Annotated in this window: 14 protein-coding genes and 1 pseudogene; 6 read left to right on the top strand and 9 right to left on the bottom strand. The window is 44.2% G+C overall.

Going from position 1 to position 14,703, the window contains the following annotated elements; genetic code table 11:
* A partial coding sequence (locus tag E2B99_RS09855) for a hypothetical protein (RefSeq protein WP_134244804.1) occupies window positions 1–918 on the bottom strand: 918 nt, incomplete at its 3' end.
* Window positions 919–1,214: 296 nt separating this feature from the next.
* Between E2B99_RS09855 and E2B99_RS09850 the strand changes: the two genes are divergently transcribed.
* From E2B99_RS09850 to E2B99_RS09840, 3 genes are read left to right on the top strand one after another with little or no spacing between them, the layout of a single operon-like run.
* Window positions 1,215–1,760, top strand: coding sequence for a DUF7673 family protein (locus tag E2B99_RS09850; RefSeq protein WP_026471979.1), 546 nt, complete (start codon window positions 1,215–1,217; stop codon window positions 1,758–1,760).
* Between the two features lie 2 nt (window positions 1,761–1,762).
* The gene (locus tag E2B99_RS09845) at window positions 1,763–2,455 is read left to right on the top strand and encodes a recombinase family protein (RefSeq protein ID WP_134244803.1); all 693 of its coding nucleotides are present in this window, start codon (window positions 1,763–1,765) and stop codon (window positions 2,453–2,455) included.
* Window positions 2,456–2,466: 11 nt separating this feature from the next.
* Window positions 2,467–2,883 carry a hypothetical protein gene (locus tag E2B99_RS09840; RefSeq protein ID WP_026471978.1) on the top strand — a complete coding sequence of 139 codons (417 nt, stop codon included), beginning with the start codon at window positions 2,467–2,469 and terminating at the stop codon, window positions 2,881–2,883.
* Between the two features lie 255 nt (window positions 2,884–3,138).
* On the opposite strand, the gene E2B99_RS09835 is transcribed toward E2B99_RS09840, so the two are convergent.
* From E2B99_RS09835 to cadR, 8 genes are all read right to left on the bottom strand, one after another.
* Window positions 3,139–3,351, bottom strand: coding sequence for a hypothetical protein (locus E2B99_RS09835; protein WP_026471976.1), 213 nt, complete (start codon window positions 3,349–3,351; stop codon window positions 3,139–3,141).
* A gap of 75 nt (window positions 3,352–3,426) precedes the next feature.
* Window positions 3,427–4,362: a cation diffusion facilitator family transporter gene (locus E2B99_RS09830; RefSeq protein ID WP_134244802.1), complete on the bottom strand. Its 936-nt coding sequence runs from the start codon at window positions 4,360–4,362 to the stop codon at window positions 3,427–3,429.
* A gap of 83 nt (window positions 4,363–4,445) precedes the next feature.
* On the bottom strand, window positions 4,446–5,060 hold the full coding sequence (locus E2B99_RS09825) for a methyltransferase family protein (RefSeq protein WP_134244801.1): 615 nt from the start codon (window positions 5,058–5,060) through the stop codon (window positions 4,446–4,448).
* 88 nt (window positions 5,061–5,148) lie between these two features.
* On the bottom strand, window positions 5,149–8,424 hold the full coding sequence (locus E2B99_RS09820) for an efflux RND transporter permease subunit (RefSeq protein WP_083698627.1): 3,276 nt from the start codon (window positions 8,422–8,424) through the stop codon (window positions 5,149–5,151).
* Window positions 8,414–9,688 carry an efflux RND transporter periplasmic adaptor subunit gene (locus tag E2B99_RS09815; protein ID WP_134244800.1) on the bottom strand — a complete coding sequence of 425 codons (1,275 nt, stop codon included), beginning with the start codon at window positions 9,686–9,688 and terminating at the stop codon, window positions 8,414–8,416. Before E2B99_RS09815 ends, E2B99_RS09820 begins: the two co-directional genes overlap by 11 nt.
* 2 nt (window positions 9,689–9,690) lie before the next feature.
* Window positions 9,691–11,103 (bottom strand): TolC family protein, encoded by a 1,413-nt coding sequence (locus tag E2B99_RS09810; RefSeq protein WP_134244799.1) that lies wholly within the window; start codon window positions 11,101–11,103, stop codon window positions 9,691–9,693.
* 86 nt (window positions 11,104–11,189) lie between these two features.
* Window positions 11,190–11,570: a hypothetical protein gene (locus tag E2B99_RS09805; RefSeq protein WP_134244798.1), complete on the bottom strand. Its 381-nt coding sequence runs from the start codon at window positions 11,568–11,570 to the stop codon at window positions 11,190–11,192.
* Window positions 11,571–11,688: 118 nt separating this feature from the next.
* Entirely contained in the window at window positions 11,689–12,099 is a 411-nt protein-coding gene (gene cadR / locus E2B99_RS09800; RefSeq protein ID WP_026471972.1) for a Cd(II)/Pb(II)-responsive transcriptional regulator, read from the bottom strand.
* Between the two features lie 94 nt (window positions 12,100–12,193).
* Here cadR and E2B99_RS09795 point away from each other — a divergent pair, with 94 nt between their 5' ends.
* The 3 genes and pseudogenes from E2B99_RS09795 to E2B99_RS09785 all read left to right on the top strand — a co-directional run.
* Window positions 12,194–13,258 carry a cation transporter gene (locus E2B99_RS09795; protein WP_034280373.1) on the top strand — a complete coding sequence of 355 codons (1,065 nt, stop codon included), beginning with the start codon at window positions 12,194–12,196 and terminating at the stop codon, window positions 13,256–13,258.
* A gap of 11 nt (window positions 13,259–13,269) precedes the next feature.
* Window positions 13,270–13,527, top strand: a complete 258-nt coding sequence (locus E2B99_RS09790) for a FeoA family protein (protein WP_026471970.1) — start codon at window positions 13,270–13,272, stop codon at window positions 13,525–13,527.
* A pseudogene (locus tag E2B99_RS09785) lies at window positions 13,517–14,575 on the top strand (FeoB small GTPase domain-containing protein); the annotation flags it as partial. The gene E2B99_RS09790 and the pseudogene E2B99_RS09785, both read left to right, overlap by 11 nt.
* Between the last annotated feature and the right edge of the window lie 128 nt (window positions 14,576–14,703).

Here is a 14,703-nt window from a genome sequence, read left to right as displayed (position 1 = left end):
TCGTCCTGGCTCATGCGATTCAAGTTGGCCGCCATTGTGTCCATCAGATTGTCCATCTGTTCCTCGTGTGAGTCTTTGGAATTCTGCCTTTCCACCGGCGGCTTGTTCAAAGCATTCATTTGTAATTGCTCCTTGTTGCCAATGCTTGAGTAAGTGTTTTTCAAGTCGCTGCTTAATGTCATGCTCGTTACCCTCTGATTTAAGTACATTTAAGTGTTGCCAACCTTTTAAGGGTACTGCATTACCTTGCTGTCTAACATCTAATACCCTTAGATTAATCCTGTCACCAAAAAAATCATGTAATTTTTCTAGTCCTTCAGCCGTATTACCCTGAATCCTGGCCATTGTCCCGATACTGGCTCCCCGTCCATCATTCGGATCATTAAACCGTTTAAAGGTATTCTCTAACGCATTCTCAGGCAGTGCATGAACAGCAATCACTTCAATCTTTGCACCGCTGTTGATGGCCTGCTGAAACTTGTCGAGCGTGCTTTTATCTGTTGCATTGACGAGCTGGCCCTCATATACGGCCTTGACGTTTGCAGGTAGCTGCATGTTACTGACCACACTGGACGTTTTACCTGCCCCCGGTGAACCGGTCAGAAAAATAACGGTGTCCTGTCCTTCAGCTCCAGTCTGACGCATGGTTTGCTTAAAATGCTCTGCGGCCAGTGTTGCCGCTGTGTTATGCACTGCATTATTGAACTTGTTGCGTGTGGCCGGTGACTGGGAAAATTCAGGAAACATTTCCTTAAACATATCTGAGCAAATATAGCGACCGTCGAAGGTACTAGGATGCTGTTTATACTGGTCAATGATTTTCTGGCCGTCTTTCTTTGCCCAGTCAATCACTGCCGCTTGAACTTTTAATTTTTCCTCATCGCCGCCAAGCGCCAACTTATTAATTGCTAAATCCACTGTCTAACCTGTTTGTATTTTTCTTGACAACAATTATAACATACCCTTAAATACTAACAATAGGGTGTACCCTATTGTTATAAAATGCAACATTAAAAAACATATAACAATAGGGTTGTATTTTAATTTAGTTATGTATTAACTTTGAAGTCCCTGTTTTGGTGTTATATTATGTGCAATTAATACCCATATTGGGGCTAAACACCAAATTCTGATCATTGTCATAATTTAAATAGATGAGAACGATGCAAAATGCGATATGCCGGACAAGATACGATGATTAAAGGTATTTACTGATGACTGCTTATTACAATAGCCCTAGCTTTCTAAAGCTTTATGAGAAAACCTCACATGATGCAGGCATACCGGCATTAGAACGGTTATACGATTTAGCCCAGGGAGAAAGCAGAGAGGCCTACATAGCCGGGCTTTTCATCGTCAACTTTTATAAAGGAAGTAAATGCCTTTTTAATCTACAGTTCCTAAAGGAGCTACAGCCCCGTACCCTGATGGATTGCATATCCGTCATTCATCTTGAATATAATGCCAGGCAAGAAATTTTTGATTATCTAGGTATTAAGGTCAGTGATTTAGAAAAACTCACCTATCGTATTTTAAAGAAACAAGCGTCAAAGCCTATCCCGCGAGAAATCATTATTGACGGCCATAGCTATATTATTGATCTGACCTACAACGCAGGCGCAAAAGCCTGTATAGAAAAAAATAGCTCCAATCCTCACCGGGCATTTTCAAAAAAGAATCTACAGTGGCAGTTTGGCTATGACAACGAATTCGATGGTCACCATAAAGCTCAGGGCTATTACTTTGAGGAAATAGATTAATTATGGTCAAGCACGCCCAGGATGATCAAACCGTCGATATTGAGGAAGTCATCAATCACAATGCTAAAACCCAGACAGTGGGATATATCCGGGTATCCAGTGTAGACCAGAATACGGAACGGCAACTGGCCGGTTTTAAGCTGGATAAGGTTTTTACTGACAAAATCAGTGGAGCCAAGAAAAATAGACCGGCACTGGATGAACTCATTGAGTATGTGCGCGAAGGTGATACGGTACTAGTCCATAGTATGGATCGCATGGCGCGTGACTTGGAAAACCTGATCAATATAGTTAAAACCTTAAATGGCAAAGGGGTCACTGTAAAATTTAATAAGGAAAATATCACTTTCACTGCAAATAGCGACAACCCTATGGATAAATTCCTGTTTCATGTGGTGGGCGCTGTGGCAGAATTCAAACGGGCTTTAATCCGGGAAGCCCAGCGTGAAGGGATTGCATTGGCCAAGCGTAAAGGAAAATATAAAGGTAGAAAACCGGCTTTAACCGAGGCTCAACTCGCTGAGCTGAAAAATGATAAGGATGTTTTAACACCAAAAGAATTAACGGCGAAATATCAGGTTCATTATCAAACCATCTGGCGTTATATCAAAAAGATCAAGCAACAGGAAATTGAAGAAAAGAAGCTGTCAGATATTCAGGCCGATTCAAACAATACTATAGCAATTAAAGCTTAGGAATTAATCCAATGGACGCTATCAATGAACTTCAATTAATCGGCGCAATAATATATTTAATCTTTGGTGTCTCTGTAATGACCAAAGGTCGTACAGCAAGTTTTTTTGAGAAATTTTTATTTAGCCTTTCTCTAATTGCTTTCTTCCTTTTTGCAATTTGGAAAGGCGTTGAATTATTCCCACTAATACAAACCAGTCCAACCGTAGATGACTTTCCAATAAATATAAGTTTAGGCAAGCCAAGTCATATCATCTTAACTACTTTATCTATTCTGTTTGCCATAGTTGGCGTGTTAGTCATAGGCATGGTACATGGCTGGAAAGAAAGTAAGATACAAAGGGGGCTATTTCTAATTATCCTAACCCCTTTTCTATACATTTTATGGCCTAAGCTTATAGTTTTAATAGAATATTTTTTTGGTAATTAAATCTATCAACTTCTTGCTTTGCTTATAAAAAGGCTTTCGTTAACGAAAGCCCCTTTGTGTTGGATTAACTGATTGAATTAGCAATCCAGATATTGGTCAGATCACACGTTTTATCAGGTGCTGTTGTCCAGTTTAGCTGTCCTTGTGGCCCTGTATAGGTTGAACCACCCAGCATTATCCGATCACCTGATTTAATCAACTTTCTTTCGGACGAAATCAAAGATTGTTGACGATCATCCCAATACACATCAGGAATCATACTGGCATCAAATACAGCTCATTGGTCACTGCCTTTGCATAGATACAGGCACCTTTAATATATAAAGTACCCTGCAATGCCGAACCATCCCCTTCCCGGCTACCCTGTTGTTTCCCCACGGTAATAAACTTAATTTCCGGCGGCTGTACTGGAGCGTGAACATCTGCCGTTTTATGCAGGGCTTGCTTATTGGTCGCAATACCTTTCATTTTGACAATGATTTTATAATTGAGTGCATGCTCAACATAAATGCCAGCAACTTGGCCAACATTGACTTCCCGTATCTAAGCATCATCGTGAGTTTCTGAAGTCTGTTTAAATTGATGGGCATCAATATGACCTACCTCACATATTGCATTTTCACACTGAATGGTCACATGATTTAATTGGTAATTTTTTGCCAGCATTAATTGTGCCGCATCCAGAACTTTTTGCCAATCTGTGGTAGTAACTACCAAGTGGGCAGTCAAAGTATGTTTACCGCTGGTGATTGACCACACATGCAAATCATGGACGCCTGTGACGTTATCCAGTGCCTTTAAATCTGCTTCAATAGAATCCAGATTAATATCAGCAGGTACACCTTCGAGTAAGATATTCACACTGTCGCGCAAAAGTATCCATGTACGCGGCAATACCCAAAAGCCGATAGCAACGGCAATGGCGCTATCTACCCATAACCAACTAGTAAACTTGATAACCAGTGCACCAATAATTACTCCTATTGATCCTAGTGCGTCGGCCAAAACTTCAAGATAAGCTCCCTTAACATTTAGGCTGTCTTTTTGACCACCCATTAGTAAAAACATAGCAACTACATTAATTAACAAGCCAAAAGCGGCAATCACCAGCATGCCAGTGGACTGGATTTCCGGCGGGCTTTGAAAGCGTGCCCATGCCTCATACAAAATATAAAAAGCCACGGCAAACAGTAGCAGCGCATTAAAGGCCGCAGCCAGAATTTCAAAACGGTGATAGCCAAAGGTGCGCTTGCGGTCGGCTGGACGTTTGGCAATTTGTATAGCCGCCAGTGCAATGGCCAGTGCGGTCACATCGGTAAACATGTGCGCCGCATCAGACAGCAGCGCCAGACTTTTGGTGACAATGCCACCAATAATTTCGACAATCAGAAAAGAGGCTGTTAAGCCCAGGGCCATCCACAAACGCTTGCTATGGCCTGTCCCGGCTGGAACGTGGCTGTGGTTATGGTTGCCACTCATATTTTTTCTCCTGTGAAAGGGTTTTGTTTATGGCTGACGATACCTGCCGGGCAGGCATCGTCCTATCTTGCCGGAAAAACAGGCTAATAAAAGCTGAAATACGTGGGTAAAATGTTTTGTAAACGCAATTCTTCCAGCACCTGAATAATGGCAGCAATCCAGAAAAACCAGATCACCTGCCCCAGAAAGCGCCGGATATGCGGGGGCGATACCACATAGCTCGGTGGCTCGTGATACAAAGCCAGCCTTGGAAAAAAGCGCGGCACCTGCTGCACATAATGCTGGAACTGTTCGCTGTGGTGCTGTTGCAGAAAGCGTTCCTCCTGCCAGATCACCCTTCGGTAATACAACAAATAAAGCAGGCTGAATAACAGCGGAAATGTGAAAGTTTCCGTGAGCAGCATGACGCCCAGCCCGGCAATAAAGCTAAACAGATACAGCGGGTTACGCGTGATAGAGTATGGGCCTTCAGTGACCAGCAAGGTATTTTTAAAGCCGGAAATATAAGTACTGCACCAGACGCGCCCCAGCGCACCAATGCCCACCGCAATCCAGCCACTGACCCATAACAGATGCTCAACCAGTAAGGATTGTTCGTGCCAGCGCCCACTGGACACCGCCAGCAATGCAAGCAACAGAAAGCCCAGTACACGCGAAAACAGGGTACGGTTATTGGGTGAAAATATATTAATTTTCATGAAATTGCTCCATAAATGGATATAAGAAGAAAGATTCATGCAGGCAGTCACGGCATGGTCAGCAGGCAATGCTGACCATGCCACTGGATTAACCGCTTGAATGACCTTCCATCTGCAACACATCCATTTCCGGCTTATCTTGCATACCATTTAACTTGTCAGCACGGCTGTTTAGCCAGCGGTATACCACCGGCAGGAACAGCAGCGTGAGCAAAGTAGAAGAAATAATCCCGCCAATCACCACGGTGGCCAGGGGGCGCTGTACCTCTGCCCCTGTACCGGTGGCCAGCGCCATTGGCACAAAGCCCAGTGAGGCGACAAAAGCCGTCATCAGTACCGGGCGCAGGCGCAAAATAGCACCCTGCCAGGTGGCCTGATACACACTTAAGCCAGTGTCGCGCAGTTCACGGATAAAGCTCAGCATCACCAGACCATTCAGCACTGCCACACCGGACAGGGCAATAAAACCCACCCCCGCCGACATGGAAAACGGAATATCGCGCAGCCATAGCGCCACTACGCCACCAGTTAAGGCAAACGGCACGCCACTAAATACCAGTACGCTGTCGCGCAGGTTGTTAAATACGGCAATCAACAGGGCAAATACCAGTAACAAGGCTACCGGCACCACTATCTGCATACGCTTGGTGGCGGATTGCAGATTTTCAAACTGACCTCCGTAATCCACCCAGTACCCCGCTGGCAGTTGTACCTCACTCACAGTTGCCTGCAAGTCGGACACAAAAGAACCAAGGTCACGGCCATTCACGTTGGTAGTGACTACCACACGGCGCTTGCCATTTTCACGGCTCATCTGGTTAATACCCAGCACCATACGCACATCGGCCACTTGCGACAGGGCTACCACACCCCCTGTATTCAGGCGGATGGGTAACTGTGCCAGTTGTTCCGGGTTGCGCATCTGGTCACTCTGGCGAATCACCAGGTCAAAACGGCGGTCGCCCTGCAATATCTGCCCGGCCACCGTGCCACCAATCGCCGCAGCCACGGTATCCTGAATCTGCTGGCTGCTTAAACCATACAAGGCCGCTGCATCCCGCTTAATCTCCACAGTCAGCAGGGGCAGGCCACTGGTCTGCTCCACTTTTACATCTGCCGCACCATTAATCTGGCGCAGTTTGGCGGCAATTATTTCGGCCTGCTGGTTGAGCACCTGCATGTCATCACCAAAAATTTTTACGCCTACATCGCTGCGGATGCCGGAAATCAGCTCGTTAAAACGCAGCTGGATCGGCTGGGAAAATTCACTCACCGCACCCACCTGATGCTCCACCACTTCCTGCAAGCGCTCACGCAACTCCGGCAGGGTTTCCTTCTGGTCTGGCCACTCGCTTTTCGGTTTCAACATAATGTAGCCATCGGAAATATTCGGCGGCATCACATCGGTGGCTACCTCAGCTGTACCGGTACGCGCAAAAATACGCTCAATTTCTGGGAACTGCTTTAACAGCGCGGCTTCCATGCGTTCCTGCATACGCAGGGACTCTTCCAGCGAGGTACTGGGCGAGCGCATGGATTGCAGGGCAAAATCACCTTCGCTTAGGGTAGGGGCAAACTCGCTGCCCAGTTTGGTGGCCATTAGACCCGTCAACAGCAAGATGGCCAGCGCAGCCACTACCATCACCTGTTTAAAGGCATAGGCACTATTTAAGGCGCTTAAATACCAGCGCTTTAAGGTCAGCATGATGCGGTTTTCTTTTTCTTCCACCTTGCCGGTAATAAACAGCGCAACGGCGGCAGGCACAAAGGTCACCGACAAAATCATCGCGCCAATCAGTGCAATCACCACGGTCATCGCCATCGGGTGGAACAACTTGGCTTCTACCCCGGTCAGGGCAAAAATCGGCAGGTATACCACCAGAATAATCAGCTGGCCGAAAATCAGCGGACGGCGTGCCTGTTTGGCGGCCAGAAATACCTGGGTAAAGCGCTCCTGCCGCGTGAGTAAACGCCCCTGCCGGTGCTGCTCTTCCGCCAGACGGCGAATACAGTTTTCAACAATCACCACCGCTCCATCAATAATGATGCCGAAATCCAGCGCCCCCAGACTCATCAGGTTGGCACTGATTTGTTGCTGCACCATACCGGTTAAGGTAAACAGCATGGATAGCGGAATCACACAGGCGGTAATAATGGCGGCGCGAATATTGCCTAAAAACAGGAATAATACTGCAATAACTAAAATAGCCCCTTCAATCAGGTTCTTCTGCACAGTCGCAATCGCTTTATCCACCAGTGTGGTACGGTTATATACCGTATCCAGCACCACACCTTTCGGCAGGCTGCGCTTTACCTCCTGAATTTTTTCATCTACCGCCTGCGATACCACACGGCTGTTGGCACCCATCATCATCATGGCAGTACCTAGCACGGTTTCCTGCCCATTCATGGTGGCGGCACCCGTACGCAAATCATGCCCAATGCTTACCGTGGCAACATCAGACACCTTAATGGGAATGCCGTTTTTCTGGCTTACCACCACAGCGCCAATATCCAGCAGGCTACCCAGTTGTCCGGGCACCCGCACGGTCAGCTGCTGCCCGTTTAAATCAATAAACCCCGCACCACGGTTTTCATTATTCAGGCTTAAGGCAATGCGGATATCTTCAATGCTCAGGTCATAACCTTGCAGGGCATTCATATCCGGCTGTACCAGATACTGCTTGGCAAAACCACCAATGCTATTCACCTCGGCCACGCCGGGTACGCGCTGTAACTGTGGACGCACCACCCAGTCCTGCAACTCGCGCAAGTCCGCCGGAGTATAGGCCGTGCCATCGGCTTTTTTGGCATCCGGCGCAGCACTTAAGGTCCACAGGTAAATTTCACCCAAGCCCGTGGAAATGGGCGACATGCTGGGCTCAATACCTTCCGGCATCTGGCTTTTGGCTTCCTGCAAACGCTGGCTGATCATCTGCCGTGCCCAGTAAATATCTGTACCATCCTCAAAAATAATGGTCACTTGCGACAAGCCATAGCGCGATATGGAACGGGTGAGCTCCAGTTTGGGGATGCCCGCCATTACCCGCTCAATCGGATAGGTAATGCGCTGCTCGGCTTCCAGCGCGGTAAAGCCGGGGGCAGCACTGTTAATTTGTACCTGTACGTTGGTAATGTCCGGTACGGCATCAATCGGCAGCTTCTGGTAGCTCATCACACCAATAATCACCAGCCCCAGCACCAGCAGCATGACCCAGCCACGCAACTGGATAGCGGTATGGATAATGCGGTCAAACCAGCCTTCTATTTTAATCTGGTTTTCCACACTGTCCTGCTGTTGCTGTTCGGGCTTATCCAGTACAACCGTCTGTATGTCCTTGCTGTCATTATGCTTAGTGTCCATGCTCGGCCTCTCCCTTTTCCAGTTCGGATTTCAGGATAAAGCTGCCTTCGGACACATAGGCTTCGCCGTGCTTCAAGCCATCCCTTATGGCAATCCACTGACGATCAGTGCTTTCAGCGCCTACAGTGACCGGATGGGGCGCAAAGTGTGCACCGTCCTTATTCTTTTCGGCTACAAACACCACATCCTTGCCTTCCACCTGCTGCACGGCACTGCGTTTTACCAATACCTGTGCGGCCTGATCTGCCGCCTGTTGCGCCACCTGAACATTCACCAGCATATTTGGACGTAGCCGCATGTTGCTATTGTCAACCAATGCACGAGCCACTAGCCGGCCAGTCTGGATGTCGGCACTTGGGGTCAAGGTCATCAATTTGGCTTTAAAGCCTTGCTGGTTTGCAGAGGTACTAAAACTCACGCTAGCTTGCTGGTTAAAGCGCTGCATGATTTGATCAGCAATTTGGGCAGGCACCACAAACTCAAGCCATAATTGATCCAGACGGTCAATCAGAAATAACTGGGTAGCTGTTTGTACATTTTCACCGACCACCACATCCTTACTGTTAATCACACCATTAATAGGTGATTTGAGGTCAAAACGCCCGGCACTCTGGCTGGCTGCGCCATAAGCATTAATCCGCGACTTAGCAGCACTCACTTCAATTTGTGCCTGCTTAAACTGATTTTCAGCCAGCAAATAATCCTGCTTGGCAGAAATCCCTTTTTGCCACAAACTTTTCTCACGCTGATAATTACTTTTTGCCAACTCTAGCTGCGATTGCATCATACGAATATTAGCCTGCAAATCCACCAACTCAGGTACCAGTAAGGTTGCCAAAGGCTGACCTTTTTTCACGTATTGCCCGGTTTGTACATATACCGCTTCTACTCGTCCAGTAAAGTTAGGGGAAATATGCGCTTGCTGGTCGGCATTCACCAATAAGCGTCCAGGGATGCTGACATTACGGTTAATACTACCTATACCGGCAGCTTCAATTTTAATCTGCTGACTGGCAATCTGAGCGTTACTTAACTCAATATCCTCCGAAGCCTCATGCGCATGTTCTGACTCTTCAGCATGCCCCTCATGACCTACTTCCTTATCTTTCCCCTTAGTAATTTCCGTTTTTGTTTCGGTCTCCACCTCTTTTTTACTATCGGCACTATCAGCGAACATCAGGAAAATAGCAATCACGGCAGTGATAGCAATAATTGCCAGAATCAGAAAAATTTGTTTTTTACTATTGGTGTGTGGTGTATTCATACTTATTCCCCTGTACCCATAAGCGGTATAGAAAGTGTGTCCTGCCATAATTGAAGCTGGCTGTTATCCATGTAATTGGCATCGTTCATATCAAATTCGCCTGATAGCCCAAGACTGATAGCTTGCATTTGCAGGGACAATTGCCATGCCTGACTCAATAGTTGCAGTTGATTAAACTGGATTGTCTGATACTCCCGGGTAGCCTGCTGCACCTCAGTTACCGAGAATTTGCCTACCTCAAAGCCCTCTAAGGTTTTTTGCTGAATAGATTTAGCCAGTGGCAATTGATGCTGCTGTAACTGCTGATACTGACTCGACAATGCATTCAAACGAATTAGCCCAGCCTGAATTTGCTGCTCACGCAAAGATACGTTATAACGCTGCTGATCCATACTGATATGGCTTAGTGCTTGAGTAGCTTGTATTATGCCCTGATTGCGGTTAAATACCGGAATAGGCATAGACACACCAAGGGTTAAACGATTGTCCATATCATTTTGCATAGAGGGTATGCGAGTCTGGTTAATGCCTAAACTGACAGTGGGTTGTGGTTTTGACTGAGCTTTAGCCAACACAAGGCGAGCTTGTGCCTGTTTTTGCTGTTGCTGCAATAATTGCTGCTGTGGGCTATCCTGTAGTATGGAAACATTTAATCCGGCTTCATCAAGTTCAGGCCATATATTATTGCTCGTGAGTGCAGCAGTACTGATAAAAACAGGCTGAGTATTACCCCATAATCTTGCTAACTGAAACCGCACCTCTTTTAAACCAGCTTGAGCCATAGCCAATTGAGTCAACACTTGCTGATGTGCAATGAGCACGCGAGAATACTCGACTTCGGCGATGCGACCGGCTTCTAGGCGACGTTTTGCAGCTTGCTCACTAGCCTCACTTAGGCGACTCTGTGCTTGTATCAATTGCAATTGCCGCTCTGCCTGCGCAACACGCCAATATGCAGCAGTAACAGCCAGTTTTAACTGCGCCTGATACGCCAATTGTCTGGTTGCCTCGCTATCTAAAGTAATAGTTGCCAGCTTTTTCTTAGCAGAACGAACACCAAACAAATCCAGTTTTTGTGAAACAGCAAAGCTCCGTTCTTGTTCAACGGTACTTTTAAAACCAGTTTGCTCAAAAGATATTTCAGGATTCTGCCATAAGCTACTTTGCTTAAGATTGCCCTCAGCAATTTCTAGCCGGCTCTGCCACAAGGTCTGAAGTGGCTGATATTGCTGCGCCAATTGAATGGCTTGATCCAGCGTTAAAACTGCCCGGTTTTCCTGTAAGCCTACAGCGGGAGCCTGAGTGGTTAAGATTGCAGCTGGTGCATTTTCAGCCCAGAGGGGAGTGCTGATTAATGTCAGTGAGGTGATACACAGGACATATTTAGCCTGCTTAAAAAGATTAAAATAGAACATAACTCTGCCTATATCTCAATTCATGAAAAACGGTGAGCAAATGCATCGTTAAATGATATATTTACTTACCAGTGATGGATTGATACTTAGACAGACCATAAAGGAGGTTCAGGTTGCTCCAGAACAGGGGATTGATAAAAAAACGTTGAATTAGATGCAAAATGAATAGAATATGCAAACTGTCTAAGCATTGTTTCGGACAATGGCTGCTGCTCAACCGCATGATGATTAATATTCAAATGATCACTATGACTGGCTAAATTCGGTTGAGATTTCGATGCTTTGTCATTGTCTTTATATTTGAAAGATGCCTTTTCCTGACAGGCTATATCCAGCTCCGGAGCATGATGCCCCCAATGCCAAGTGGTCTTGCTTTCATTTTCATGATAACAGAATACAGCTGCTGCACTCCAGGAAGCCTGTAGCGGAAGGAATATCATTAATAAAAAAGCTAGAAACGTTCGCATGCAATTCATTTAATGTAGAAACTAGAGACTATTACTAACATTGTTTATTAATCTATAAATGAGTTTTCATTGGTGATTAGATACCTTACGCTACTATATAGTCAAGTCTTTTAAATAATTAAGGATTGGTTATCAGTTGCGATAACTCACGTAAAACACCGCATGTGTCCGTAGTACGTGATCCTGAGCATTGACCACGTAAAAAAACAAGTTGTTCTTTTAGTTTTAGTTGGATTTGAATATAGGACTCGACCCGCTCAATATGCTGATCAAGTAACTCATTTACTCGATCACAGGTTCGCTGAGGCCAGTCCTTATAATTAAGAAGATTCTTAATATCCTCAAGTGACATATTTAATGCTCGACAATGACGGATAAACTGTAAACGCTCAACAAGCGTTTCATCATACAACCGGTAATTATTATCACCCCGCTGCGGTGGCGGCAATAATCCCTCATTTTCATAAAAGCGGATAGTCACTACAGGACAGTCAGTACGTTTAGCCAGTTCACCTATTTTAATAGTCATAGCACTTCAACTTTGGTGTCATTAAACCTTGACTCTATAGTAGCTATAGGGATTTTAATATGCAATAAGTGAAAATAGGACTATAGGCATATCTATGAGTGGTTGCAGCTGTAATAAAGAAAATTCTTGCAACGATACTAAGTTAGAATCTGATCAATCTGAAACTGCATCTTGCAATAAATTAGATCAATCTATTGAAAAAACGAATAAATCTTGTTGCAGTAAGAATACGGATCATGAATCAAAAAGTGCTATTGAAATAGACACTTGTAGTATTAACCAGTCTTGTTCAACAAAAACCCAATCATGTTGTGGTACAGATATGATTGATCAACTAGAGAATACTAATAAGGATACAAATAGCGGGAATTTCATTAGTGATTACACTATTCCAAAAATGGATTGTTCTGCTGAAGAACAAATGGTGCGAATGGCTTTAGCACCTTTGGGTGAAGTAAAGGCCTTGGTTTTTGATCTTCCAAATAGAAAATTAAAAGTATTTCATACAGATGGTCTTTTAGAAATAACATCAAAGCTTGAAGCTCTCGGTTTCGGTGCGAAGCTTGAAAGTACGACTGAATCAACGGGCACATTACCTGACAGCTCTGATCCGACAAAACAAGCTAAAGTTTTAAAAGTTCTTCTCGCAATCAATGCTGTGCTTTTTTTCATTGAATTTATAAGTGGCATTATCGCAGCATCTACAGGGTTAATAGCAGATTCTCTCGATATGTTCGCTGACGCTGCTGTTTATGGCATTGCACTTTATGCGGTTGGAAAGGCAGCAAAATATCAAATAAAAGCAGCTCACTTTGCAGGATGGATTCAGTTATTGCTAGCCCTAATCGTTATTGTTGATGTAATCAGACGATTTATACTTGGTAGTGAACCCGAATCAGATTTGATGATTATTATCGGTTTCTTAGCACTCATTGCAAATGTGACGTGTCTGTATCTTATTTCTGGGCATAAAGATAGTGGTGCTCATATGAAAGCAAGTTGGATTTTTTCAGCAAATGACGTCATTGTGAATATGGGAGTAATTATTGCTGGCGTATTAGTTGCATGGACAGGTTCTGCTTACCCTGATTTGATTATCGGGATAATAGTCTCCTTTTTCGTACTGAATGGTGCTCGAAAAATTTTAGCATTGAAATAGGATGATTAATCGTGAACTTATTTCAAGTGAAGCAAAAGCAGTTTGTAAAAATTATTGATCTCAAAAAGGGGAATCAATGTAACGATAACAAAGATCCTGTACTTGAGCGGCTTGAGTTATTGGGTTTTAGGGTTGGTGAATCTCTACAAGTTCTTGAAAAAGGTCTGTTCGGTGGTGATCCGATCTTAGTTCAAATCGAAACATCACGCTTTGCACTAAGAAAAAATGAAGCTGAACGAATTTTTGTAGAGATCATAAATGAACACTAAAAATATTGCACTTATTGGCAATCCCAATTGCGGTAAAACTTCACTATTTAATACTCTCACTGGTACTCGCCAAAAAGTTGCAAACTATGCAGGTGTTACTGTTGAACGCAAGGAAGGTTTTTTTAAATTACCTTCAGGTGATGCAGTTCGAGTTTTAGATTTGCCCGGGACTTATAGTTTAAAACCGAGCAGTTTAGATGAAGAAGTAACAAGGGCTGTTTGCTTCGGTGAACTCAAAGGTGAAGTTATTCCTGATATTTTTGTATGCGTGGTCGATGCTACGAATCTTCATCTTCATTTAAGTCTTGTATTGGAAGTTAGGGCTTTAAATAGACCAATGTTACTCGTCTTGAATATGATGGATGAAGTTAGAAAGCGTGGGATTTCCATTGATACTTCGAAGTTATCTCAGCTTTTAGGCATTCCTATTGTTGAGTCTGTCGCAGTAAAAACAAAAGGCATTCAGAGTCTATTGGATCAATTGGATCAAAAGAAGTCATTTACTGCGCCTTATCACTCTGCTCTAAGTCATTTCGATCAAATCAAATATATTACTAAACAAGTCATTCTAAAAAATGACAATGGTGATAAGCGAACTGCTTTTTTAGATAAAATATTTTTACATCCAATTTTTGGATTATTAATACTGACACTCACTATGTTTGTAATGTTTCAAGCCGTTTTCATTTGGGCGCAACCATTCATAGCACTTATTGAAGACTCTATAGCTTGGCTAAGTGGTGCAGTTGGATCTTTGATTTCCTATCCATTATTAAGAAGTTTGATTGTTGATGGTGTTATTGCAGGTGCAGGTAGTGTGCTTGCCTATATGCCTCAAATTCTTATCTTATTTTTCTTTATTTTAATTTTGGAAGAGTCAGGTTACTTGCCTAGAGCTGCTTTTTTGTTAGATAAATTAATGTCTAAAGCAGGTTTAAGTGGGCGCTCATTTATTCCATTACTTTCAAGTTTTGCTTGTGCCATTCCAGGAATTATGGCGACTAGAAGTATCAGTTCTGAAAGAGATCGTTTGGCAACGATTATGATTGTGATATGTGCTGAATTAGCAGGAGACTTTCACTTGGGATATGCTAGGCAGCTAACCGATAAAAGTTCTCTGCTATTTGATTTGGCGTTTTAAAATCCAAACTCTTTTGAATTCTTCGCTGATTATAA

It is taken from the genome of Alkanindiges illinoisensis (assembly GCF_004377485.1).
Classification (GTDB): domain Bacteria; phylum Pseudomonadota; class Gammaproteobacteria; order Pseudomonadales; family Moraxellaceae; genus Alkanindiges; species Alkanindiges illinoisensis_A.
The sequence above is the reverse complement of the archived record's forward strand: the minus strand, read 5'-3'. Positions and strand labels throughout refer to the sequence as shown.

Coding starts and splice junctions, on each gene's coding strand:
- E2B99_RS09850 (WP_026471979.1), top strand. CDS start 1,215: ATGACTGCTTATTACAATAGCCCTAGCTTTCTAAAGCTTTATGAGAAA.
- E2B99_RS09845 (WP_134244803.1), top strand. CDS start 1,763: ATGGTCAAGCACGCCCAGGATGATCAAACCGTCGATATTGAGGAAGTC.
- E2B99_RS09840 (WP_026471978.1), top strand. CDS start 2,467: ATGGACGCTATCAATGAACTTCAATTAATCGGCGCAATAATATATTTA.
- E2B99_RS09835 (WP_026471976.1), bottom strand. CDS start 3,351: ATGAAAGGTATTGCGACCAATAAGCAAGCCCTGCATAAAACGGCAGAT.
- E2B99_RS09830 (WP_134244802.1), bottom strand. CDS start 4,362: ATGAGTGGCAACCATAACCACAGCCACGTTCCAGCCGGGACAGGCCAT.
- E2B99_RS09825 (WP_134244801.1), bottom strand. CDS start 5,060: ATGAAAATTAATATATTTTCACCCAATAACCGTACCCTGTTTTCGCGT.
- E2B99_RS09820 (WP_083698627.1), bottom strand. CDS start 8,424: ATGGACACTAAGCATAATGACAGCAAGGACATACAGACGGTTGTACTG.
- E2B99_RS09815 (WP_134244800.1), bottom strand. CDS start 9,688: ATGAATACACCACACACCAATAGTAAAAAACAAATTTTTCTGATTCTG.
- E2B99_RS09810 (WP_134244799.1), bottom strand. CDS start 11,103: ATGTTCTATTTTAATCTTTTTAAGCAGGCTAAATATGTCCTGTGTATC.
- E2B99_RS09805 (WP_134244798.1), bottom strand. CDS start 11,570: ATGCGAACGTTTCTAGCTTTTTTATTAATGATATTCCTTCCGCTACAG.
- cadR (WP_026471972.1), bottom strand. CDS start 12,099: ATGACTATTAAAATAGGTGAACTGGCTAAACGTACTGACTGTCCTGTA.
- E2B99_RS09795 (WP_034280373.1), top strand. CDS start 12,194: ATGAGTGGTTGCAGCTGTAATAAAGAAAATTCTTGCAACGATACTAAG.